Raw genomic sequence first — 21,703 nt, 5'->3', positions numbered from 1 at the left:
AGCGCAAATTTACTTAAAATTAGATTTATTTAACACTCTCTTCTAATCCACAAGTCAATGCAACTGCGATAGCAGCGACTAAATCACTATCATCTCTACTCTCTTGTGGCATTAGGCTTTCCACCTTCTGTTCCAAATACGAAGTGTCAAAATTTCCACGCCTAAAATCTTTGTCATTACAAATATTAATCAAAAATGGTATTGTAGTTTTCACTCCACGAATTTTAAATTCATTTAATGCACGCTTTAGCTTTTTGACAGCTAAATCATAACTTGTTGCACGTACGATGAGTTTTGCCACCATAGAGTCATAAAAAGGAGGAATTATAAAATCTTTATAAATATAACTATCCACACGCACAAAAGGACCCAAAGAGGGATAATATGCCGTAATTTTCCCCGGATTTGGCACGAAATCATTATGCACATCTTCAGCATTAATTCTAGCTTCAATCGCAAATCCTTGAATATGCACATCACTTTGAGTAATATCCAAAATCTCGCCGCTTGCGATTCTAATCTGGCGACCAATAAGATCAAATCCTGTAATCTCCTCTGTCACGCCATGTTCAACTTGAATCCTTGTATTCATCTCCATAAAATAAAAATTGTTATAATCATCAACTAAAAATTCCACAGTTCCAGCATTTGTGTAGTTCGCAGCCCTTGCAGCACCCACTGCCACACTCCCCATTCTGCGACGTAAATCTGTACTCATCGTAGGACAAGGAGCAATTTCAATTAGCTTTTGATGTCGCCTTTGAATTGAACAATCACGTTCAAAAAGATGAATTACATGTCCATAATTATCCGCTAAAATCTGAAACTCAATATGACGTGGATTTTGAATATATTTCTCCATAAACACATCTTCATTTTTAAAAAATGTCAATGCCTCTCTTTTGCATGCTTCAAAAGAACTTTCTAAATCTTTTTCTTCCCAAACAACACGGATTCCACGTCCTCCACCTCCACTGCTTGCTTTTAAAATCACTGGATAGCCAATTTTACGAGCAATTTTTTGGATTTCATACAAACTTAGAGTATTAAGCGGTTCAGTTCCCGGAACAACAGGAATTCCATTTGTAATCATTAAATTTCTAGCAGCATTCTTGTCTCCCATTTTAGCAATAACTTCACTATCTGGACCAATCCACACAAGCCCAGCTTCCTTGACTTTTTTTGCAAACAAAGCATTTTCACTTAAAAATCCATAACCCGGATGAATTGCCTCTGCTTCCATCTCTTTTGCTGCTTGAATAATCAAATCTGAATCCAAATAACCCTTAATAGGATCCTCACTAATTGCATAAGTGTGTGTTGCCATCTTCACATGCATACTATCCCTATCTGCATGCGAGTAGATTGCTACAGATTCTATATTTAGATCATTACAAGCTCTAATAATACGCACGGCAATTTCACCACGATTTGCAATTAAAATTCGTCTAAACATCATCACTCCAAATAAGGTAATTTTAAATTCTATAATTTTATTTTTAATGCTTTGTTAAAGTTTTGTAAAATTTGAAAAAAAGCGTGTAAATATGCTACAATTTGCGCACTTTTACACATTATGGGCATTTTATGGAATTTCTTTATGCAATCATTTTAGGCATCGTGGAGGGCTTAACTGAATTTTTACCAATCTCTTCAACAGGACATTTAATCTTAACTTCAAAACTACTAGGTATCCCACAAGATGCATTTCATAAAACTTTTGAAGTTGTAATCCAGCTAGGTTCAATTTTAGCAGTGATTTTCATCTTTTCTGAAAAGCTTTTCAAAAAGAGTTTGCATTTATGGATAAAACTTGGAATCGGATTTTTACCTGCTGGGACTTTAGGATTCCTATTTTACCCCTATATTAAAGCACTTTTTGCGCCAATTACAGTATCTATTATGCTCATTTTGGGCGGAATCGTTTTTATTGTGTTAGAGATGTATTACAAAGAAAAAGAATACCATACCACAGATGTGAATGCTATCTCTTATAAACAAGCTTTATTTATTGGGCTTTTTCAAGCTTTAGCAATGATTCCTGGAACTTCACGCAGTGGTGCGACAATTATTGGTGGATTACTTTTAGGTTGCAATCGCAAAGTCGCCACAGAATTTTCCTTTTTACTTGCACTGCCTACAATGATTGTAGCAAGCACTTATAGTCTTTATGAAAATCACGAAGTGTTAAACCTTGAGAACATTTTAATTTTGGGAGTGGGGTTTATTGTTGCTTTTTTTAGTGCCTTACTTGCTATCAAGCTCTTTTTAAATTTTGTTTCCTATTTTAATTTTATTCCCTTTGGAATCTATCGTATACTATTAGGAATCGTGTTTTTATTCTATCTAGACATTATTTAATGTTTCTACTTCTTTGACTTGCGCTTTAATCAACGCACTTTTATCCTGTAATTCTATAACGGAATCCAAATTTAAATCTGCAAGTTTTTTAATCTTTTTTCCTTGACTTAACACGCAAACACAGCCTTCTTTTTGGTTTTTTGGATTTTTGGATTCCATTTGTGCTTTTAGGGATTCTAATTTTGACTGAAATTGTGCTAGTTTTTGCTCCATTTTTAGATAAATTTGCACACTTGGCGCTTGAAACATTAAACAAGATAGAGCTAACTTATGCTCCATTTTTTGCATTAAAAACACGGCTTGTTGTTTGCAATGCATCTGTAATTGTATGATTTTATTCAAAAAAGAATTTTGGTTTAGTTGCTCTCTTAACCCTTGAAGTTTTAGCGTCTTTGTTTGTAAAATCCGTATTAAAAATTTATCCAAATCCCCTTGTAGTGTATCTAAGCGCATTAGCCACTCATTTTGATCTGGTAACAATAACTCTATCGCAGCAGAAGGTGTAGGAGCGCGCAAATCCGCCACAAAATCACTTAACACAACATCAGGCTCATGTCCAACTGCTGAGACAATAGGGGTCTTAGCAGTGTGAATTGCTTCAATCACAAGAGGCTCATTAAACGCCCATAAATCCTCAAAACTCCCTCCTCCACGCGCAATAATAATACAATCCACCCCCAAAGCGTCTGCAATCTTAATATTCTCTGCAATACTTTCTTTTGCCCCATCACCTTGGACAAGTGTATTTAGCAACACAAATCTAGCAAGATTCCATCGCTTCTTCGCTACACTTAGCATATCATGTAACACAGCTCCAGTGCTAGAAGTCAGCAGTGCAACTTTTTTAGGGAATTTTGGCAAGGGTTTTTTATCTGCAAAATAGCCCTTCCTTTCATACTCTTCTTTGAGTTGTTCATAAGCTAAAAGCAAAGCCCCGACACCATTTGGATAAGCATTTGTGCAATTTAGCTGGTATTCTCCACGCGGAACATACACACTGATAACACCCTCTAACGTTAGCTCCATTCCTTCTTCAATCTTAAACTTTAGTTTATTAGCATTTCCACGGAACATCACGCATTTTAAAGAGGAATCCCTGTCTTTTAAAGTGAAGTATAAATGCCCACTTGAATGGTGCGTAAAGTTGCTCACTTCCCCACTCACGCTAACTTGCACAAAAGTCGCTTCAATAAGGCACTTAATCTGCGTATTTAGCTCAGTAACACTAAGAGTTTGCATTACTCAACAAGCATAATGGCTAAATTTGCGCTAATTTGTTGTCCTTCTTTAGCATAAATTTCCTTAATCTCACCACCCACAGTTGCTAGGACTTGGTTCTCCATTTTCATTGCTTCAACAATTGCTAGGACATCACCTTCTTTAATTTTATCACCAACTTTGACTTTAAGTTTTGTTAGATTTCCGGGCATTGGAGAGATGATATGTCCAGGCAAACTTGCTTGTGGCAAAGAATCAGATTTTTCAGTGCTATTTTTATATTCTTTAGAATCAGATTCCACCAAAACTTCTCTTAAGTCCCCATCTACACGCACAAAGAAAGGGCGCATACTTGCGTTCTTCTCTCCACTACCTTCAATTTTAATGCGATAAGTCTCTCCATGTAGATTAATGGTAAATTCTTTTGGCATAGGACCTTGCATACCACCTTCAAATGTTGTTAGAGCCTCTGGACTTAGGCGATTTTCATTGCGTTCATCTAAAAATTGTTTCGCAATTCCACCAAAAATCGCATAAGAAATCACATCTGTTTCACTTTTTGCAAAACTTTGAGATTCCTCTTTTGCTTTTTGCAATTCAGGAGCAATTTTATCTGCTGGACGCCCTGTGATAATCTCCTCACCCTCTTGCCTAATACGTTCAATCAAAGTAGAATCAATAGGAGCCGGGGTTTTGCCATAATAACCTTTAATAATATTTTTAGATTCCGTAGTAAGCGTTTTGTAGCGAGTTTGTGCTAAGACATTTAACACTGCTTGTGTGCCTACAATCTGACTTGATGGTGTAACCAAAGGCGGATAACCAAAATCTTTACGCACATTTGGAATCTCTTGTAAAACCGCGTCCATTTTATCTAGTGCATTCTGCTCTCTTAGCTGATTTGCTAGATTTGAAATCATACCACCCGGAATCTGGCTTACAAGCACACGCGTATCAATTTGATTATATTCGGATTCAAACTTTTTATATTTTCTACGATTGCGCTTTAAAATCTCTGCGGCTTTTTCCATTAAGGATAAATCCAATTTACTATCCCATTGTGTGTTTTGCAATGTTGCTACCATTGATTGCGTACAAGGATGGCTTGTGCCTTCTGCTAATGCGGAGTTTGCAAGGTCCAAAATATCTACACCTGCTTCAACTGCTTTTAAATGTGAGCCAAAAGCGAATCCTGCTGTGGAATGCGTGTGCAAAGCTAAGGGCAATCCGATCTCTTCTTTTAATGCCTTAACAAGCTCAAAAGTCGTGTTTGGAGTGATTAATCCTGCCATATCTTTAATTGCTAGAGAATCACAACCTATTTGGGCTAATTCTTTTCCATACTCCACAAAACTCTTAATCGTATGCACTGGCGAAGTTGTATAACAAATCGCCCCTTGCGCATGCTTACCTTGTTTTTTTACCTCTTCAATAGAGACTTCAAGATTCCTTATATCATTTAATGCATCGAAAATTCTAAAAATATCCACACCATTTTGAGCAGACAAGCGCACAAATTCACGCACGACATCATCTGCATAATGGCGATAACCAATAAGATTTTGTCCGCGTAAAAGCATTTGGATTGGAGTTTTTTTGAATATTTCTTTAAAGGTTGCAAGGCGCTCAAAAGGATCTTCTTTTAAATAGCGCAAACAAGTATCATAAGTCGCCCCACCCCACACCTCAACACTATGGAATCCAACTTGCTCAAAAAGCTGCGCTGCCTCCACTAAATCCTCTATGCGCATTCTTGTAGCCAATAAAGATTGATGTCCATCTCTTAAGCTGTTTTCAGTAATCTTGATCATTAAAAACTCCAAAATTCTATGTTTAATTTTGCATTATAACAATAATTTCAGCTAATTAAAGGCATTGCAAGGATTTTGTGATTTTTTTTAAAAAAACTGCTTCCTTTAGTATCACGCAGATGTTTTTTGTGGCTTCTCTTTAGTATATAAAATCATCACCCTTTCGTTTTCTTTGGTATCATTTAGATACACGCCACTTTTATCATTTTTTTTAAAATCACCTTTTTTTTGCACAGAAATCTCACTAATATCAAAAAAGTTGCAAAAAGCTAATCCATCGTCTTTTAAAAATTCCATTTTCATCTCCTTAAATCATCAATTAAGGAGATTAAAGCAATTTTCATTCCTAAATTTATGGATTTGTGGTAAATAATGTGCCTTTTTCGTAAATATTATGCATTAGAAAGTCGTGCAATACACTTAAGTCCTTACCACTGGATAAAAACATTTCCTTTTGATTATCTAACAAAAATTTTGCTGCTTTAAGTTTTGTTACGATTCCACCTGTGGCAAACTGATTATTTGGTGTAAATTCTGCACAAAGTTCATCATCTGAAATTTGTGTTACAACCTTTCTCATTTTTGCATTAGGGTAGTCTTTGGGATTAGCCTCAAAATATGCATCAATATCACTTAATATTGCAAGCAAACGTGCATCAAAAAAATGCGCAACATGCGCAGAAAGTTGGTCATTATCCCCAAAACCTAGATATTTCAATTCCCCTGTTGCAATCACATCATTTTCATTAATGATAGGCAACACCTGATTTGATAACAAAACCTCCATTGCATTGCGCGCATTTTGTGTATGTTTTCTAGAATCAAAATCATATGCTGTTAGTAATACTTGCGCAGTTGTAATTTGATATTTTTCAAACACATTTGCATAAATTTGCATAAGCAAGGGCTGTCCAATTGCCGCTAAGGCTTGTTTATTGCTAAGATTTGTTTTGTCAAGCTTTATCTCCGTGTATCCAGCAGCTACTGCTCCAGAGCTTACCAAAATCACCTCATAAACACTTCTAAGTTTTGCAATTAACTGCGCTAAAGCTTCAATGCAATCAAAATTAATACTCTGATTCTCTACCAAAATCGCGCTACCAACTTTAATGACAATTCTGTTATTTTTCTCTTGGTTTTTTTGCATTTTATCCTCTAGATTTCTTTAAGCTTGCATATAATAAATGCTTTAAAGATTCCACATTAGCACCGCTCACACTTGAAACACTTAGAGCAAAAAGCGGTTTTGCAAAATCAAATTCTCCGCCAAAATCATCGGCTTTTTTTTGAATATAGCATTGCGAAATCTCTGTATGTTTTTTTAGATTAAAATCTAAACTCCCAACAAAAGATTCCACGAGATTTTCTGCATCCTCTAACACATCACTTTTTGAAAACATGATTCCAAAAGGACGATTTTCTAACTCTTTACTAAATCTACCCACCTCTAAACGCAATATCTTATACTGCTCTTGAATATCCCTATAATTTGCTAAATCTAACACAAAAAGTAAAAATTGTGTACGCTCAATATGACGCAAAAATTCTATTCCAAGTCCCTTTCCCTCACTTGCTCCGCCAATAATTCCGGGAATATCTGCTATCACGAAAGATTGATAATCTCCCACATTTACGATTCCAAGGCTAGGAATTAAAGTTGTAAATTCATAATTTGCAATTTCTGGTCTTGCATTTGATAACACAGAAACAAGAGTGGATTTACCTACATTTGGAAATCCCACAAGCCCGACATCTGCAATAAGCTTAAGCTCCAAGCGAATAGTTTTTGTAATTCCGGGCAAACCTTTTTGGGCATAAGTTGGACGCTGGTTTGTCGCACTTTTAAAATGTACATTACCTAAGCCTCCTTTTCCGCCTTCTAAAAATAACACCTTTTGTGTTACATCTAACAAATCTAAAATTAGCTCACCACTCTTACTATCAAAGACTTGTGTCCCAGGAGGAACAATAATAACTAAATCCTCTCCTTTTTTACCATATTTATTACGTCCTTCACCCGGACGCCCATTTTGTGCCTTAAAATGTTTGTGTCCTCTAAAATACGAGAGTGTATCGGTATTTCTATCCACTTGAAAATATACATTGCCACCATTGCCACCATTGCCACCATCTGGACCGCCATTAATGACAAATTTCTCACGGCGAAAAGAAACTGAACCCTCTCCACCTTTGCCAGAAGACACAAAGATTTCAACACTATCAATAAACATTAAATAACCTTGAAAATATTTAGAAGCCTTTAAGATTCCATAATGGAATCTTAAAATTACAGAAAGTTTAAGAAGTGGGAATAATAGAAACTTTTTTGCGATTCCTATCTTTTCTCTCAAAAGAGACAATCCCATCAATTAACGCAAAAATTGTATGATCTTTACCTACTCCTACATTATTTCCGGGATGCACTTTTGTGCCTCTTTGGCGAATGATAATATTGCCCGCACGCACAAATTGCCCACCAAATTTCTTAACACCTAAGCGACGTCCCGCAGAATCTCGATTATTCTGGGTGCTACCTTGACCTTTCTTGTGTGCCATATCAACTCCTTAAATGTTGCAATTTAAGCCGCAATTGTAACTACGCGAACACGCGTAAAGTCTCGTCTAAAACCTCTTTTTGTTTTACTATCTTTTCTTCGGCGTTTTTTGAAAGTAATGACTTTTTTGCCTCTGCCCTCATTGATAACTTCAAGCTCAACTTTCGCACCACTTACATAAGGCGCACCAAGTTTCACATTATCACCATCGCAGATGGCTAAAATTTCTTTCACTTCAACTTTTGACTTTGGCTCAAGATTCAAACAATCTAGCAAAATAATATCGCCTTGTTTTACCTTGTATTGTTTGCCTCCATTCCTAATAATTGCATACATAATACAATGTCCTTGATTTGAAGTTATTTTTATTAAAACTAATAAAACTTGGGATTCTATCTAAAATTTTATTAAGATTACTTGAAGTAATGATATTAAAAGCTTTGGCTCGATGTATTTCCATCTTTGCAATGTGCGCGTAGTAATGCGCAAGATTCTTGTTTTGTCTTGTTTTGTATATTTCATTTAAATTCCATTTAATTATGTGGTTTGTTAAAAAAATTAAATAAACTTTCTCTTGATTTCAAATTGCGATAGTATATTCGTATATTAAATATTTATTTAAAAAAAAATATGTCGTAATACTGCAAATTAAAATTTCAAAACTAAGGAGAAACATATGGATTCAAATACAATACTGATGAGTGTGCAAGATAAGCGGGTATGGGTATCACTTCGTTGTGCGCGCTTCAACTTTGCCTCACAACGACAGATTAACGTGTGTCCTTAAGAGATTCCACTTATAGAATCGTGGCTTGTTATTGCGTCATTGCGAGTAAGTTTTTAAACTTGCGTGGCAATCTATAAATATGGAATCCCTTTTAAAAAATTCCATTGCAAAACCTTTGAGATACAAAATTATAGATTGCTTATCTCGCAATAATGCAATGAATTATCCTTAATTTATCCTACTAACGCAATACATTCAATCTCCACCAAAGCACCTTTAGGTAATGTTTTTACCGCTACCGTGCTTCTAGCGGGCTTGTGCGCTCCAAAAAATTCCGCATAGATTGTATTGACAAGTGCGAAATCGTCCATATTGCTTAAAAAAATCGTTGTTTTTACAACATTTTGTAAACTGCTTCCACCTGCTTTGAGAACTTCACTCAAATTATTCAACACCTGTCTTGTTTGTGCTTCAATACCATCTACCAACGCTCCTTGCGGTGTTAATCCAATCTGCCCTGAAGTATAAATGATTTCTTGTGTTCTGATGGCTTGAGAATAAGGACCAATTGCTTGGGGCGCATTTTGCGTTTCTATGATTTCTAACATAAGATTCCTTTACTTTTTGCATAGTTTATTGTAGAATTATAGCCAAAGTTTCGTTTTTCAAGGATTACTCATGCAACCAATTTTGAGAGTTTTGAACGTTAGTATTCTTGCTCTTAGTCTCATTGGAAATACTTTGTATGCCGATACCTTTGTATCTCCAAACCCTCCATCTCCCCCCAAAAAACAAGTGTCAGTCACGCCTTTAACGCCTTTTGATGAAGCACTTAAAAGGGAAATGCAAAAATATCCAAAGGATTCTGCATTTTTTGTTGATGGAAGAACAGGCAAAATCATTTCCGTTAATCGTTTGCCTAAAGAATCTCCAAAATTAGCGCCAAAGCCAACGCATAATCCCACTCCAAAGCCTACGCCAAAAATCCCTTATAAGATGCAAGAAGAACGCATTGAATTACTTTAAAACTCAAGGAGCATTTATGATAAAAGTTGAATTTCTAGGTCCTTTAGGAAATAAAACCTACACAAGCAATGCTGTAAATCTACACGCACTAAAGAAAGAGCTACAAGCAATTCCAGAAATTAATGTATGGCTAAAGGATTGCGCCATTGCTTTAAATAACGAGATTATTACCTCTTTAGATACTCCTATTAAAAAAGGTGATAAAATTGCTCTACTTCCCCCTGTGTGTGGCGGATAGTGCAAGATTCTAACTCTTTACTACTTTTTGATGGCGCACTAGATACATTAGCAATTTATACGCAATGGCATACCTTTGGTGCTTTACGAAATTTTGGAGCAAGTGCCATATTTACAGGAATCGTGCGTGCTGAAAATGACTGCGATGGTTTAAGTTTTGACATTTACACGCCACTTTTAGAGCAATGGTTTAATACATGGCACACAAAAGCACAAAAACTTAATGCGCACTTAAAAATGGCACATGCAAAAGGTGATGTGCCAAATCATAAAAGCTCTTACATGGCGGGAGTTTTTAGCTCTCAAAGACGAGCAACACTAGAACTCTTTGAAAATTTTATTGAAGACTTTAAACACAATGCTCCCATTTGGAAATACGACTTAAAAAATGGGCAACGTATTTATGCAAAAGGACGTAGCCACCACCTCCCACATAGCGGAATCCTAAGTGATGACCACTAAGAGCGGGATTTGAAAAATACGAAATCTAAAAGCATAAACATAGGATCCAACAAAGGTTTTTTAAGTGAAAGCGGTTGCATTTACAGGAAATTCTAATAGTGGCAAAACAACATTAATTGAAAAGCTCTCTCTGCTTTTAACAACTCAAGCAAAAAGGGTTGCCATTATCAAGCACGACCCAAAAGATAAAGCAAAGCTTGATATGCAAGGTAAAGATTCTGCACGTTTTTTTGAGAGTGGAGCTGATGTAGCAATATTAGGAAACACACAAACTACTTTGCGATTCCATAAAGCATTAAGCATAGAGTTCCTAAAGATGCAATTTAATACTTATGATTACCTTTTTGTAGAAGGCTTAAAAGAACTTGCTCTTCCTAGAATTTGTGTAGCTAGAAATTCTTTTGATGAACGCTTTTTGCCCTTCATCCAGGCTGTCGCTATGGATTCTAGTATCCCCAAAGAATCCCTAAAACCTTATCCATTAAAGATTTTGGATTTAAACAATCCCATAGAAATCTTAAAATGGATTGACACCAACATAAAGGAATAAAAATGCAAGCAAAAATTGGAATCCTAACCATTTCAGACCGTGCAAGTGCTGGAATTTACGAAGACATTTCTGGAATAGCAATTTTAGAAACTCTACAAGAATATCTTATCACCCCATTTACATATAGTTATTGTGTGATTGCTGATGAATTAGAATTAATTAAAGAACAACTTATTACGTTTGCAGATAAAGAATCTTGTGATTTAATTGTAACAACAGGTGGCACAGGACCAGCAAAAAGAGATGTAACGCCAGAAGCAACAGAAGCCATATGTGACAAGATATTGCCGGGTTTTGGTGAGCTTATGCGTCAAACTAGCTTACAATATGTCCCAACAGCAATTCTATCGCGACAAAGTGCTGGAATCTATCACAAAAGTCTAATTATCAATCTCCCAGGCAAACCAAAATCCATTAGAGAATGCTTAGATGCAGTTTTTCCCGCCGTGCCTTATTGCCTTGATTTAATTGGGGCAGCATATCTAGAAACAAACCCTTCTGTTATCCAAGCATTCCGACCAAAATCTTAGATTACAAGATTAATTTGCGAGAATATATGCCTTTAAGATTTTTTGTTCCTTTATAGGCTTGTCTGTATAATCTGTTGGAGAATATTCTATTTTGCGTAATGTCTTGAAACTCTCTGCTTCGTACTGCTTGCTAATTTCACCAAAAATCGTATGTTTTCCATTTAAATGCGGAGTGCGCGTTGTTGTAATAAAAAATTGACTACCATTAGTATTAGCCCCTGCATTTGCCATTGCCAAAATCCCAGCTCTATCAAAAGCGTATCCCTTTGCAATCTCATCTTCAAAATCCTCTCCCCATATAGATTCTCCTCCTCTCCCTGTGCCAGTTGGGTCTCCTCCTTGAATCATAAACTGACGAATTACACGATGAAAAATTATTCCATTATAATATCCATTATTAATATGTGTTACAAAGTTTTCAACTGCTTTTGGAGCAACATGTGGGAATAAATCTAAAGTAATCTTACCTGAAGTCGTCTCTAACACTGCTTGGATTATCTCCTTCTCTTGCGCATTTAAGGAGGCTCCAAACCCAAAAATGATACCAATTTTACACAAAAAGAGAATTAACGCTTTCGTCATTATTTATCCTTTTAATTACTTCTGCAAATAAAGGTGCAACACTTAAAATTTTAATCTTTTCACAACTCTGTCGTAATGGAATCGTATCGGTTACTATCACCTCATCAATTTCACTATTTGCGATTCTCTCATACGCAGGACCACTAAATACGGCATGTGTGCCAAGAGCAATCACACTTGCCGCTCCTTTTTGCTTAAAGGCACTTGCTGCTTTTACTATTGTTCCCGCTGTATCAATCATATCATCAATCAAAATAACATCTTTATCTTCTACATTTCCAATCACATTCATTACTTCACTTTCATTTGCTTTTTCACGTCTTTTATCAATGATAACAATATCAAGTCCCAAAAGCTTTGCAAAATATCTAGCACGCGCAACACCTCCAATATCTGGACTTGCGACAATAGGATTTTTAAGATTTTTTGCTATAACATGCTCTTTAAGCACGATTGAGCCATACAAATTATCCACTGGAATATCAAAAAATCCTTGAATCTGCCCTGCATGCAAGTCCATTGTAATCAAACGCGTAATTCCAGCGCGTTGAAGTAAATCTGCGACAAGTTTTGCTGTTATAGGAACGCGTGGGGCTGCTTTTCTATCTTGTCTTGCATAACCAAAATAAGGCATTATCGCATTAATGCTTTTTGCAGAACTCCGCTTTAGCGCATCTACCATCACTAATAATTCCATTAAATTATCATTTGTTGGCGCACAAGTTGGCTGAATTACAAAAACATCTTTACCACGCACACTCTCGCACAAACGAATGCTAATTTCCCCATCACTAAATCGTGTAACTTCCGCATGAGAAATTTGAACATCTAAAACTCTAGCAACATACTTAGAAAACTCCCTATGTGCGTTTCCAGTGAAAACTCTATAATCTTGCATAAGCAGCCTTTTGTGTGAAATAAAACACAAAATTATAAACTTTAAAAACTTAAATGATTTGTCTTTTGTAAAAGGTTTTAAAAATTTCTGCTAAAATTTCTCATCTATAAATTTTAAGGATAAGAATGCACACAAATCCCAAGCAAAGCATTATAGAGGTTCTAAAAAATAGCTCTCCAGAAGAAATAGAATCCTTTTGTAATGCGCGATTCCAACATAATTTAGCATTTTTTCAAACAGCGAACCATTCCAATCTTTTCAGAGCTTTGCAAAGTCCTGCTAAAGAATACCAACTCTACATTGGACAAGAAGGTGTTAATATTTTGAACTTTAAACAAAACACTTTTATGTATGCAATCATTAATGGAAAATCTACTATGTTAGACATTCATGAAGATTGTGCTTATAATCCGCCAATTAACGAAAAATGGAATCGTATTTTTGGCGATAAACCATCTTTTATGGGGGATGAATTTCCCTATAGTCAAATGCTAGTTGATAATATTTTAAATTACGCACTTAAAAATGGTGGGATTATTGATTATCATTTGCCTAGTGATTTTTTGCCAAGTTTAAATTTATTTGGCTTAGGAGGTGGAATCTTTTTGCAGATTCTTATTGAAAACTACGCAACAATCCATAACTTTTTCATCTTTGAAGAATCTCTAGATTTATTTAGGATTGCATGCTTTTTTGTAGATTTTTCCCTACTTTTTAGTAAAACACAAAATCAAGCTGGCTATATCTTTTTAGAAAGTATAATGAAAAAAGAATTCATTCAAAACTTTTTTTCAACACGAAAAATCAGTGCTTCTCTTGTCCGATTTGAACTTGTATTCTATCAGACTCCAATAACGCAGAACGCGCGTGATATTGTCTTTGAGATACATTCTCAAACTATGCGCGGATGGGGAACTTTTGAAGATGAAATGCGCGGAATCACAAACAAACTCTCTTTTCCCATCCAAAAAATGCTTATTGAACCAAAACGTGTAAATGCACCAATTTGTGTCGTAGCAAATGGACCAAGCCTTGACTTTTTGTTTCCCTTTATTAAAAAAAATAAAAATAAAATGATTATTTTTAGCTGTGGGACCGCACTAAAACCCTTATTAAACTATGGAATCAAGCCTGATTTTCAAATTGAAATTGAACGTCACGATTATTTAGGAGATGCCTTAAAATCTGCTCCGCTCAATGATATTCCTTTAATTGCTGCAAGTGTGCTAGATAAAAATGCAAAAGAAATTGCAAAAGAGCTTTATCTCTTTGAACGTGATGGCAGCAGTGCTGCAAACTTAAATGCCCCACGTTTTAAAGTGCAATTTACCGCACCTCTTGTAGGAAATGCTGGAGCAGCATTAGCAAGCTATTTAGGAAGTGATGTGATTTTATGCGGACTAGATTGTGGCTACAAAAAAGGTTCTAGAAAACACGCTAAAAACTCTTATTACGGAGAAGAAAACACAGAAATTCCAAAAGACGCCTATCCTGTAACTGGAAATTTTAGCGATGATATTTATTCAGATGCGTTATTCTCTCTCTCAAAAGCTGCCTTAGAAGAAGCATTTAAAGCACTGAAACCTTTTCATATTTTAAACTTAAACGATGGTGCTAAAATAAATGGCGCACAACCCACACACTACAAAGAATTTGAACTCAAAACAATCAATAAAAAAACAGCTTTAAAACAAATTAAATCTCTTTTTAAAGATCCTTACAAAGAAGGATTCTATACAAAAGAAACACAAAAATACATTTTTGAAATTCTAGCTTTTAAAAACAAAATGCATGATATTTTTAAAATGCAAGTTTCTTCAAAGCAAGATTTATTTATTGTCCTAGATAAAGCCTATGATGTAATCACTAAAGAATTTCTTAGCAATGCTTTTATTAGTATACTTTTTGGAGGAACTCTAAGCCATTTTCTGTATGCAATCGCATTTTCCGCCTTACATCTTCCTCATAATAACATGCAAGACTTTTGGAAAAAATGTGGAGAGCTTTATATCACAGCAATGGAAAAAATGCTAGAATCCCTGCGCAAGAAGCTTTTTGGAAAAAGTGGAACACCAATTGCTTAATACACAAGTATCTTATGTCAAAAAGGATTGAAATGACAAAAACATCAGTTTCATTAGTTTTAGCAGGAATGCTTTTAGGAAGTAGTTTATTTGCCGCTCAAGTAAATTCAACAAATAGTGCTTCTGTAAGTAATACTTCTGTAAGTAATACTTCTGTAAGCCCAATAGGAAATGCAGGATTCCAAAACGTATCTCCAGGACCACAAAATGCATCTTCTTATGGAAGAAACTCAAACACTCCTTCTAATTTGCAAGGGATAGAAGTTGGAGGAGATGATATTGTGATTCCAAATGCACCAATTATCACACCTTCAAGCATTATTGAAATTAGTGCAATTGGCATGGGGGTTGCTCCTGAATCTACAGTATCTCCAGCACAAGCTCTAGCATTAGCAAAACGTGCAGCAATCGTAGATGCTTACCGCCAAATCGGTGAAAAAATGTATGGAATCCGCGTAAATGCACAAGATACAGTGCGTGATATGATGCTAAAAAATTCTACCGTTAAAACAAAAGTATTAGCAGTAATCCGCAATGCTGAAATCGTAGAAACCGTATATAAAGATGGTCTTTGCCAAGTGAGTATGGAACTCAAACTTGATGGAAAAAGATGGTATCGTGTATTAACTGGCGAACAATTCTAAGTGTTATTTGGGTAACACTTTCTACATTTGGGTGCGCTAAAGCGCCCAGTGTTCTGCAAGATTCTGTAACCAAAACAATTTTTTTCTCTACTAAAGATTTTAAATTTTATGATTTAGGTTTTGTAAAATCCTATACAGATTATACGAGCTTAGAAATTTTTAACGCAGGGGCAGCGTTACTTAAAATGGATTGTTATAAAGACAAAATTTGTCTAAACACTCAATGCTACGCAAAAGATTCCATTACACGCAAATTTTTTGGAAGCAATGCTTTTAGAGAGCTAGACTTTATTGCACTTTTAAAAGGGCAAGAAATTTTTAGTGGAGAAAATAAACACACAATTCCGAATGGATTCTCTCAAAATATCATGCGCGAAGGTTTAGAGCTAAACTACACTGCTACACAAGACTCCATAGCCCTAGAGATTAAAAATTTGCAGAAAAAAACAATTTTTTTACTGCAAATCCATTAGGATTCCTATGCAAATTTATCAGCCAAAAGACGGATATTGTTACAATAGTGATACCTTATTTCTACACCATTTTGCAATGCCCTTTTTAAAAAAACGCTATGCACTTTTAGAAGTTGGCGCAGGATGTGGGGTGCTAGGAATGCTTTGCGCTAGAGATTTATCACTAAATCTAACAATGATTGAAAAAAATCCCAAAATGGCAGAACTCTGCGCACATAATTTGCGCATAAACCGTATTTGTGCAGAGTTAATTTGTGCGGATTTTTTAACATTTGATTTTATTAAATCCAAAACAAACATTTTTGATGTAATTTTAAGCAATCCTCCCTTTTACCATAATGGCGTGATAAAATCCCAAAATTCCGATATTTTTAGCGCACGCTATGCAGAGAATCTCCCTTTTTTTGATTTCGTAAAAAAGGTAAATTCACTCTTAAAACCTGAAGGAGAATTTATTTTTTGTTACGATGCTAAGGCTATTTTTAGCCTATTTAGCACATTATATACTTTTAAGATTCCGCCAATTTGTGTGCGTTTTGTGCATCCAAAGGTAGAAAAAAGTGCAACTTTGGTATTATGTCGTGCTAGAAAGAATTCCAAAAGCCAGTGCGAAATTCAACCACCTCTTTTTACGCATTTAAGCAAACAAAAGGGGCAGCATTTCACACAAGAAGTGCAAGCAATCTATCATCACGCAAATACTTGGAGTATTAAATGCTAGAACATTCTGATTTTCAATTCCATTTTAACCCTAACAAATGTGAAGAATGTGGCGGAAAATGTTGCACGGGTGAGAGTGGTTATATTTTTGTCTCTCCTAAAGAAATTGCAGTGATTGCTAAGTTTCTAGAATTAGATTTTGACGCATTTTGTCAAAATTATGTTAAAAAAGTGGGCTATCGCTATTCCTTATTGGACATAGCAAAGGGCAATGGAATATATTCCTGTGTGTTTTTCAAAGATGGAATCTGCCAAATCTACCCAAAACGTCCAAAACAATGCGTTAGCTTCCCTTTTTGGGATTATTATAAGGAACATTTTGAAGAATTAGAAAAGGAATGTATTGGTGTGGTTAAAAAATAAATATCCCATTCTTTTTATAAGTGCTATTGCACTATTTATCGGGTTTGTAGGCTGTTTTAAGCAAGATTTTATCATTCTTAAAAATTCTAAATTTAAAGAAGTAGAAAATCTTGAAGATATTTTTATTGTTCAAGGCTATGCAGCTCTAGATACAAATAATTATGCAAGCGCAAAAGAGGCTTTCGCTAATGCCTATGCCATTAACCCAAACCCAAGTTATCTTAAAGAGATTTTAGGGATTTTAGTTGCACAAAATCAACTTGAAGAAGCTCAAAAAGAAGCATATGCATTTTTAAAGCAATATCCAAAAGATGAAGTGGTACGTAGCGTTCTTGTTGGAATTTTAACAAATAATAAACAATTTGATTTAGCCTTAAAAGAAGCTAAAACACTTTTAAACTATCACAAAAATGCCGAAAACTATGAGCTTATTTCCTCTGTATATTTCTTACGTCAAGATTACAAGAATGCCTCTAAATACTTGCAACTCGCCTACAATTTGAACCAAAGCCCATTTTTGCTTGATAAACTTGCAGCAACACACCTATTATTTTTAAAAGATTCCAAAACCGCACTTAGCTTATACGAAACACACATCAAAACACATGGAATCACAAAACCTATTGGGGATAAACTTGCTACAATTTATCTAGAATCCAAACTCTATTTTGATGCTGCGCGTATTTACACATTACTTTTTGAAGAGACTAACTTGCAAGATTACGCACGTTTTGTGCTGGAGATTTATGCAAAAAACAAACGTCTAGATTTAGCAGAATCTTTTTTATTAAAACACCCTAATATTAATACTAGAGATGCCCTACTCTTTGAAATTTACCGCTTACAAAAGAATGTAAAAAAAAGTATCCAACAAGCCGAAATGATCTATCAAAACACACAAGATTCTAATTTCCTAGCCTATAAGGCAATGCTCTCTTATGAAAGCACAAAAAAACGCACAAAAATCTATCTCCAAACGATTGAAAAAGATTTAAAAGAAGCCGCTCAAAAAACTAATGAACCCCTATATTGGAATTATTTAGGATATTTAATGATTGACCACGATTTTAACAATCTAGAGCGCGTAAGAGAGGGCATAAAATATATCAAAAAGGCTTTAGAAAAAGACCCTAACAATCCTTACTATCTAGATTCTCTTGCATGGGGATATTTTAAACTTAAAGATTGCGAAAATGCAAAAACACAAATGGACAAGATTCCATATTCAGAGATCCAAAAAGAAGAGGAATTAAAAATACATTACCAAAAGATTTTAACTTGCATTCAATCTAAGAATAAGGATAAATAATGGTAGTTTTAGTAACAGGGGCATCTAGTGGTTTTGGGCGAGCCATTGCAAAAAAATTCGGAGAAAACGCACATAAAGTCATTGCGCTTGCAAGACGTAAAGATAAATTAGAATCCTTGCAAAAAGAGATTCCACAATGTGAAATCCTATCTTGTGATGTTTGCGATAAAGAAGGCTTAAAACAATCCCTAGAAACACTGCCCAAAGACTTCAAAACCATTGACATACTAGTCAATAATGCAGGACTTGCTTTAGGCATTGAACCTGCACAAATGTGCGACTTTAACGACTGGGAGAGAATGATTGAAGTTAATATCACAGCCCTTAGCTACCTCACACACCTTGTGTTACCTCAAATGGTAGAGCGCAAAAATGGGCATATCATCACTCTAGGTTCTATTGCAGGAAAATATCCCTATCCAGGAGGTAATGTCTATGGAGCAACAAAGGCTTTTGTTAGGCAGTTTGCACTAGGGTTGCGTGCAGATTTAGCAGGCACAAATGTAAGGGTTAGTGATATAGAGCCCGGACTTGCAGAGAGTGAGTTTTCCCTAGTGCGCTTTAAAGGAGACAAAGAACGCGCTAATGCACTCTATCAAGGCAGCAATGCACTTCAACCACAAGACATTGCAGAAGCGGTGTATTGGGTAGCAACTTTACCAAAGCACATTAACATTAACACACTAGAAATGATGCCAACAAGTCAAAGCTTTAGTGCGCTAAGAGTAAGTAAGGCATAAATTCATAAAATACGCTTGCCCCACGCTAATTCCTCCATCATTACAAGGAATTTCTTTATTAAGATACACCACTTTGTTTTTAAGCTTTTCTAAAACCAGTTGTGTTAAAAGCGCGTTTTGAAAACATCCACCACTTAATGCAATGTGCGTGTAGTCTTGCGCCACCTCTGCGATAATCTCTGCAAGTGTATTATGAAACTTTAATGCAATTTCTTGCACTTCCATACCCCATTCTAATTCCTTGCAAATCTCTCTTACCATTCCTTGATAACTAATCACACTCTCTTTAATGGTGTACATATACATATCTAAATTTTTGTTTTTTACACTCTTTAAAGCACTTAAAGCAAGAGATTCCAACACCATTCCCCCTTCACCCTCATAGCTGCTTTGCGCACAAACACCACAAAGAGCACTAACCCCATCAAAAAGCCTACCCACACTATTACAAGGAACTTTTGCACTTCTGGATACTTTTTTACTTATTGTATAAAAAATTTCCAAATTCTCTTGTGAAAACTCTCTTAATAAAGGCAAAACAAGTGTTTTATACTCTTCTTCAAAACTCTCAAAAATCAAAGATAGCCCAAGCCGCCTTACATCCTTAATTGCTCTCTCCCCGCCCAAAAGTGAAAAATCATCAAAATATGCAATACGTTGATACTCTAGGGGCGCACTAGGATTCCACTCAAAAAACTCTCCACCCCAAATCTTACCTGTCTTGCCACTATCTTTACTAGTTTCCCCATAACCAGTTCCATCAAAGATTACACCTAAAACCTTTGTATTAATCGCATTTTCTGCAACATTAGAGAGCAAATGTGCAAAATGGTGTTGCACGCATTGTATTTTATCTATATCACTTACAAAACCTCTTTGAGCATAATTTGGATGCAAATCTAATACAAAATTTCTAGGGGCAATTTTGTATTGTGTCAAAAATAACTTTTGCGTGTTTAAAAAATTCTCCACACTTACAACATTTTCTAAATCTCCCAAATGCGGACTTAACAAAATCTTATTTTTAGTTTTTAAACAAAAGGTTGCCTTTTGTTGCGCTCCTAATGCGATAAAATCCTGCTGAGTTTTAAAAGATAGCGCAATATCGCACAAAAAACCACGCGCACGACGTAAAATCTGCATTTCCTCCTTACCATTATGTATAAGTGTGCGCACCAAACTATCATCAATAGAATTTAAAATATTACGATTATACAAAAGCACCCCATCGCACACACCAACTAAAGTCTCCACAACCCTATAAAAGTCCTTAATAATTGGCTCTCCACTTAAATTAGCACTCGTAAAAATAAGCGGAAAATCAAGTTGTTCAAAAAGCAAATAATGTAAAGGCGCATAAGGGAGAATCACCCCTAAAGTCGCAAGGTTTGGCGCAATTTCAAAGAGTGGCAAAGAAATTTTATCTTTAGACTTTGTAAGCAAAATTGGCGCAACACTAGAGCTTAGAATCTCTTTTTGCAATGCGCTTAAATGCACATAGGATTCTGCCATTTTCATATCCTTACACATTAGTGCAAAAGGCTTTTGTGGTCGGTTTTTGCGCACACGCAAAGTTGCGATTGCTTCTGCATTTAGCCCATTGCATACTAGGGCATAACCCCCAATACCCTTAATAGCTAAAATTTTTCCTTGCTTTAAAGATTTCACTGCTCTATGTAAAGGCTCTTCTAAAAAATCCTCACCAAACCTCTTACATAAAGTAGAATCTTCCATTGGCTCTTCAAATTTAAACTTATCTAAATTCTCCGCAAAAAATAGTTTTGGACCACAATCATAACAGCAGTTAATTTCTGAATGGAATCTTCTAGAATTAGGATTCTCATATTCCTCTTTACAATGCTCACACATCTCAAATTCTGCCATAGCGGTGTTTTTTCTATCGTAGGGTAAAGTATGGATTAAACTATATCTTCCGCCACAATTTGTGCAACTACAAAAAGGATAGCTAAAACGACGATTCTTAGAATTACGTATTTCTTCTAAGCACTCATCACATAATGCGATATCTGCTGGAATTGTCGCACTTAATGCATTCTCTTGTATGCTTTGTGCAATGCTAAAATCAAAAAAGGATTCTGCATTTTTAATCTCTTTTTTAGAGATTCTAGTAATTTTTGCAACCTTAGGTGGAATTTGCAAAGCGCACTCAAAATATTCCAATGCCTCCTTAGTGCCTTGTGCTAGGATAAATACACCCTCTGTTGTATTGCGCACATAGCCAAAGATTCCGCATTCCTTAGCAATTCTATACACAAAAGGACGAAATCCAACCCCTTGCACAACACCTTGTAGATGGAACTCATAAGTCTTATGCAAACTCTTTAGCATTTCAAACTCTCTTTATGGATTAAAGTATAAAATTTTAAAACATTTTTGATTAGGGTTTGCCAAA

25 protein-coding genes are annotated in these 21,703 nt (G+C 35.5%); 13 read left to right on the top strand and 12 right to left on the bottom strand.

Translation table 11 applies throughout. From position 1 onward, the window contains the following. Nucleotides 1–25 precede the first annotated feature (25 nt). Complete coding sequence (locus K4G57_RS02450; protein WP_221531490.1) at nt 26–1,456, bottom strand: acetyl-CoA carboxylase subunit A; 1,431 nt, start codon at nt 1,454–1,456, stop codon at nt 26–28. Nucleotides 1,457–1,587: 131 nt separating this feature from the next. Here K4G57_RS02450 and K4G57_RS02445 point away from each other — a divergent pair, with 131 nt between their 5' ends. Next, a complete protein-coding gene (locus K4G57_RS02445) occupies nt 1,588–2,361 on the top strand; it encodes an undecaprenyl-diphosphate phosphatase (RefSeq protein ID WP_221531491.1) in 774 nt (257 codons plus the stop codon). Here the strand turns inward: K4G57_RS02445 and xseA are convergent. The 8 genes from xseA to K4G57_RS02405 all read right to left on the bottom strand — a co-directional run bounded on the left by xseA (nt 2,347) and on the right by K4G57_RS02405 (nt 9,280). Continuing rightward, nucleotides 2,347–3,600: an exodeoxyribonuclease VII large subunit gene (xseA, locus tag K4G57_RS02440; protein ID WP_221531492.1), complete on the bottom strand. Its 1,254-nt coding sequence runs from the start codon at nt 3,598–3,600 to the stop codon at nt 2,347–2,349. The two genes, K4G57_RS02445 and xseA, sit on opposite strands and share 15 nt — an antisense overlap. Continuing rightward, entirely contained in the window at nt 3,600–5,390 is a 1,791-nt protein-coding gene (gene oadA / locus K4G57_RS02435; protein ID WP_221531493.1) for a sodium-extruding oxaloacetate decarboxylase subunit alpha, read from the bottom strand. The genes xseA and oadA overlap by 1 nt, the downstream gene beginning before the upstream one ends. Nucleotides 5,391–5,501: 111 nt before the next feature. Continuing rightward, the gene (locus K4G57_RS02430; protein WP_221531494.1) at nt 5,502–5,687 is read right to left on the bottom strand and encodes a hypothetical protein; all 186 of its coding nucleotides are present in this window, start codon (nt 5,685–5,687) and stop codon (nt 5,502–5,504) included. A 55-nt stretch (nt 5,688–5,742) separates the two neighbouring features. After that, nucleotides 5,743–6,537, bottom strand: a complete 795-nt coding sequence (gene proB / locus K4G57_RS02425) for a glutamate 5-kinase (RefSeq protein WP_221531495.1) — start codon at nt 6,535–6,537, stop codon at nt 5,743–5,745. 1 nt (nt 6,538) lies between these two features. Continuing rightward, nucleotides 6,539–7,621, bottom strand: a complete 1,083-nt coding sequence (gene obgE, locus K4G57_RS02420) for a GTPase ObgE (RefSeq protein WP_221531496.1) — start codon at nt 7,619–7,621, stop codon at nt 6,539–6,541. Nucleotides 7,622–7,688: 67 nt separating this feature from the next. Next, a complete protein-coding gene (gene rpmA / locus K4G57_RS02415) occupies nt 7,689–7,946 on the bottom strand; it encodes a 50S ribosomal protein L27 (RefSeq protein ID WP_221531497.1) in 258 nt (85 codons plus the stop codon). Between the two features lie 23 nt (nt 7,947–7,969). Further along, nucleotides 7,970–8,284: a 50S ribosomal protein L21 gene (gene rplU / locus K4G57_RS02410; RefSeq protein WP_221531648.1), complete on the bottom strand. Its 315-nt coding sequence runs from the start codon at nt 8,282–8,284 to the stop codon at nt 7,970–7,972. A gap of 621 nt (nt 8,285–8,905) precedes the next feature. Next, nucleotides 8,906–9,280 (bottom strand): RidA family protein, encoded by a 375-nt coding sequence (locus tag K4G57_RS02405; protein ID WP_221531498.1) that lies wholly within the window; start codon nt 9,278–9,280, stop codon nt 8,906–8,908. Between the two features lie 70 nt (nt 9,281–9,350). On the opposite strand from K4G57_RS02405, the gene K4G57_RS02400 reads away from it, so the two are divergent. The 5 genes from K4G57_RS02400 to mog all read left to right on the top strand — a co-directional run bounded on the left by K4G57_RS02400 (nt 9,351) and on the right by mog (nt 11,477). Beyond that, nucleotides 9,351–9,698 carry a hypothetical protein gene (locus K4G57_RS02400; protein WP_221531499.1) on the top strand — a complete coding sequence of 116 codons (348 nt, stop codon included), beginning with the start codon at nt 9,351–9,353 and terminating at the stop codon, nt 9,696–9,698. Nucleotides 9,699–9,714: 16 nt separating this feature from the next. Beyond that, entirely contained in the window at nt 9,715–9,936 is a 222-nt protein-coding gene (locus tag K4G57_RS02395) for a MoaD/ThiS family protein (RefSeq protein WP_221531500.1), read from the top strand. Next, the gene (locus tag K4G57_RS02390) at nt 9,936–10,397 is read left to right on the top strand and encodes a molybdopterin synthase catalytic subunit (protein WP_221531501.1); all 462 of its coding nucleotides are present in this window, start codon (nt 9,936–9,938) and stop codon (nt 10,395–10,397) included. Before K4G57_RS02395 ends, K4G57_RS02390 begins: the two co-directional genes overlap by 1 nt. A gap of 64 nt (nt 10,398–10,461) precedes the next feature. Then, on the top strand, nt 10,462–10,947 hold the full coding sequence (gene mobB / locus K4G57_RS02385; protein ID WP_221531502.1) for a molybdopterin-guanine dinucleotide biosynthesis protein B: 486 nt from the start codon (nt 10,462–10,464) through the stop codon (nt 10,945–10,947). Between the two features lie 2 nt (nt 10,948–10,949). Next, entirely contained in the window at nt 10,950–11,477 is a 528-nt protein-coding gene (mog, locus tag K4G57_RS02380; protein ID WP_221531503.1) for a molybdopterin adenylyltransferase, read from the top strand. Nucleotides 11,478–11,486: 9 nt separating this feature from the next. On the opposite strand, the gene K4G57_RS02375 is transcribed toward mog, so the two are convergent. Together K4G57_RS02375 and K4G57_RS02370 are read right to left on the bottom strand one after the other, a co-directional pair. Then, nucleotides 11,487–12,059: a peptidylprolyl isomerase gene (locus K4G57_RS02375; RefSeq protein WP_221531504.1), complete on the bottom strand. Its 573-nt coding sequence runs from the start codon at nt 12,057–12,059 to the stop codon at nt 11,487–11,489. Then, the gene (locus tag K4G57_RS02370) at nt 12,028–12,957 is read right to left on the bottom strand and encodes a ribose-phosphate pyrophosphokinase (RefSeq protein WP_221531505.1); all 930 of its coding nucleotides are present in this window, start codon (nt 12,955–12,957) and stop codon (nt 12,028–12,030) included. Before K4G57_RS02370 ends, K4G57_RS02375 begins: the two co-directional genes overlap by 32 nt. Nucleotides 12,958–13,082: 125 nt before the next feature. On the opposite strand from K4G57_RS02370, the gene K4G57_RS02365 reads away from it, so the two are divergent. Genes K4G57_RS02365 through K4G57_RS02335 form a run of 7 tightly spaced genes read left to right on the top strand, consistent with a single transcriptional unit; the run spans nt 13,083 to nt 19,290 of the window. Next, nucleotides 13,083–15,041 carry a motility associated factor glycosyltransferase family protein gene (locus K4G57_RS02365; protein ID WP_221531506.1) on the top strand — a complete coding sequence of 653 codons (1,959 nt, stop codon included), beginning with the start codon at nt 13,083–13,085 and terminating at the stop codon, nt 15,039–15,041. A 32-nt stretch (nt 15,042–15,073) separates the two neighbouring features. Then, the gene (locus K4G57_RS02360) at nt 15,074–15,685 is read left to right on the top strand and encodes an LPP20 family lipoprotein (RefSeq protein ID WP_236033154.1); all 612 of its coding nucleotides are present in this window, start codon (nt 15,074–15,076) and stop codon (nt 15,683–15,685) included. Further along, complete coding sequence (locus K4G57_RS02355) at nt 15,652–16,158, top strand: hypothetical protein (protein WP_221531508.1); 507 nt, start codon at nt 15,652–15,654, stop codon at nt 16,156–16,158. The genes K4G57_RS02360 and K4G57_RS02355 overlap by 34 nt, the downstream gene beginning before the upstream one ends. 7 nt (nt 16,159–16,165) lie before the next feature. Then, the gene (locus tag K4G57_RS02350; protein WP_221531509.1) at nt 16,166–16,879 is read left to right on the top strand and encodes a tRNA1(Val) (adenine(37)-N6)-methyltransferase; all 714 of its coding nucleotides are present in this window, start codon (nt 16,166–16,168) and stop codon (nt 16,877–16,879) included. Beyond that, entirely contained in the window at nt 16,873–17,241 is a 369-nt protein-coding gene (locus K4G57_RS02345; protein WP_221531510.1) for a YkgJ family cysteine cluster protein, read from the top strand. The genes K4G57_RS02350 and K4G57_RS02345 overlap by 7 nt, the downstream gene beginning before the upstream one ends. Then, nucleotides 17,222–18,550 (top strand): tetratricopeptide repeat protein, encoded by a 1,329-nt coding sequence (locus tag K4G57_RS02340; protein ID WP_221531511.1) that lies wholly within the window; start codon nt 17,222–17,224, stop codon nt 18,548–18,550. The genes K4G57_RS02345 and K4G57_RS02340 overlap by 20 nt, the downstream gene beginning before the upstream one ends. Then, entirely contained in the window at nt 18,547–19,290 is a 744-nt protein-coding gene (locus K4G57_RS02335) for an SDR family oxidoreductase (protein ID WP_221531649.1), read from the top strand. Before K4G57_RS02340 ends, K4G57_RS02335 begins: the two co-directional genes overlap by 4 nt. Here the strand turns inward: K4G57_RS02335 and hypF are convergent. Next, nucleotides 19,270–21,639, bottom strand: coding sequence for a carbamoyltransferase HypF (hypF, locus tag K4G57_RS02330; RefSeq protein WP_221531512.1), 2,370 nt, complete (start codon nt 21,637–21,639; stop codon nt 19,270–19,272). The genes K4G57_RS02335 and hypF overlap by 21 nt on opposite strands. Nucleotides 21,640–21,703: the final 64 nt, after the last annotated feature.

Source organism: Helicobacter turcicus, assembly GCF_019711685.1.
In the GTDB taxonomy this organism is placed as follows: Bacteria; Campylobacterota; Campylobacteria; order Campylobacterales; family Helicobacteraceae; genus Helicobacter_D; species Helicobacter_D turcicus.
The sequence above is the reverse complement of the archived record's forward strand: the minus strand, read 5'-3'. Positions and strand labels throughout refer to the sequence as shown.

Excerpts from the sequence above, each read along its gene's own strand:
- K4G57_RS02370 (WP_221531505.1), bottom strand. The coding sequence starts at position 12,957 with ATGCAAGATTATAGAGTTTTCACTGGAAACGCACATAGGGAGTTTTCT.
- oadA (WP_221531493.1), bottom strand. The coding sequence starts at position 5,390 with ATGATCAAGATTACTGAAAACAGCTTAAGAGATGGACATCAATCTTTA.
- K4G57_RS02430 (WP_221531494.1), bottom strand. The coding sequence starts at position 5,687 with ATGGAATTTTTAAAAGACGATGGATTAGCTTTTTGCAACTTTTTTGAT.
- K4G57_RS02405 (WP_221531498.1), bottom strand. The coding sequence starts at position 9,280 with ATGTTAGAAATCATAGAAACGCAAAATGCGCCCCAAGCAATTGGTCCT.
- K4G57_RS02395 (WP_221531500.1), top strand. The coding sequence starts at position 9,715 with ATGATAAAAGTTGAATTTCTAGGTCCTTTAGGAAATAAAACCTACACA.
- hypF (WP_221531512.1), bottom strand. The coding sequence starts at position 21,639 with ATGCTAAAGAGTTTGCATAAGACTTATGAGTTCCATCTACAAGGTGTT.
- xseA (WP_221531492.1), bottom strand. The coding sequence starts at position 3,600 with ATGCAAACTCTTAGTGTTACTGAGCTAAATACGCAGATTAAGTGCCTT.
- mog (WP_221531503.1), top strand. The coding sequence starts at position 10,950 with ATGCAAGCAAAAATTGGAATCCTAACCATTTCAGACCGTGCAAGTGCT.
- rpmA (WP_221531497.1), bottom strand. The coding sequence starts at position 7,946 with ATGGCACACAAGAAAGGTCAAGGTAGCACCCAGAATAATCGAGATTCT.
- K4G57_RS02450 (WP_221531490.1), bottom strand. The coding sequence starts at position 1,456 with ATGTTTAGACGAATTTTAATTGCAAATCGTGGTGAAATTGCCGTGCGT.
- proB (WP_221531495.1), bottom strand. The coding sequence starts at position 6,537 with ATGCAAAAAAACCAAGAGAAAAATAACAGAATTGTCATTAAAGTTGGT.
- K4G57_RS02445 (WP_221531491.1), top strand. The coding sequence starts at position 1,588 with ATGGAATTTCTTTATGCAATCATTTTAGGCATCGTGGAGGGCTTAACT.
- K4G57_RS02345 (WP_221531510.1), top strand. The coding sequence starts at position 16,873 with ATGCTAGAACATTCTGATTTTCAATTCCATTTTAACCCTAACAAATGT.
- K4G57_RS02375 (WP_221531504.1), bottom strand. The coding sequence starts at position 12,059 with ATGACGAAAGCGTTAATTCTCTTTTTGTGTAAAATTGGTATCATTTTT.
- K4G57_RS02355 (WP_221531508.1), top strand. The coding sequence starts at position 15,652 with ATGGTATCGTGTATTAACTGGCGAACAATTCTAAGTGTTATTTGGGTA.
- K4G57_RS02350 (WP_221531509.1), top strand. The coding sequence starts at position 16,166 with ATGCAAATTTATCAGCCAAAAGACGGATATTGTTACAATAGTGATACC.
- K4G57_RS02365 (WP_221531506.1), top strand. The coding sequence starts at position 13,083 with ATGCACACAAATCCCAAGCAAAGCATTATAGAGGTTCTAAAAAATAGC.
- obgE (WP_221531496.1), bottom strand. The coding sequence starts at position 7,621 with ATGTTTATTGATAGTGTTGAAATCTTTGTGTCTTCTGGCAAAGGTGGA.
- K4G57_RS02360 (WP_236033154.1), top strand. The coding sequence starts at position 15,074 with ATGACAAAAACATCAGTTTCATTAGTTTTAGCAGGAATGCTTTTAGGA.
- K4G57_RS02400 (WP_221531499.1), top strand. The coding sequence starts at position 9,351 with ATGCAACCAATTTTGAGAGTTTTGAACGTTAGTATTCTTGCTCTTAGT.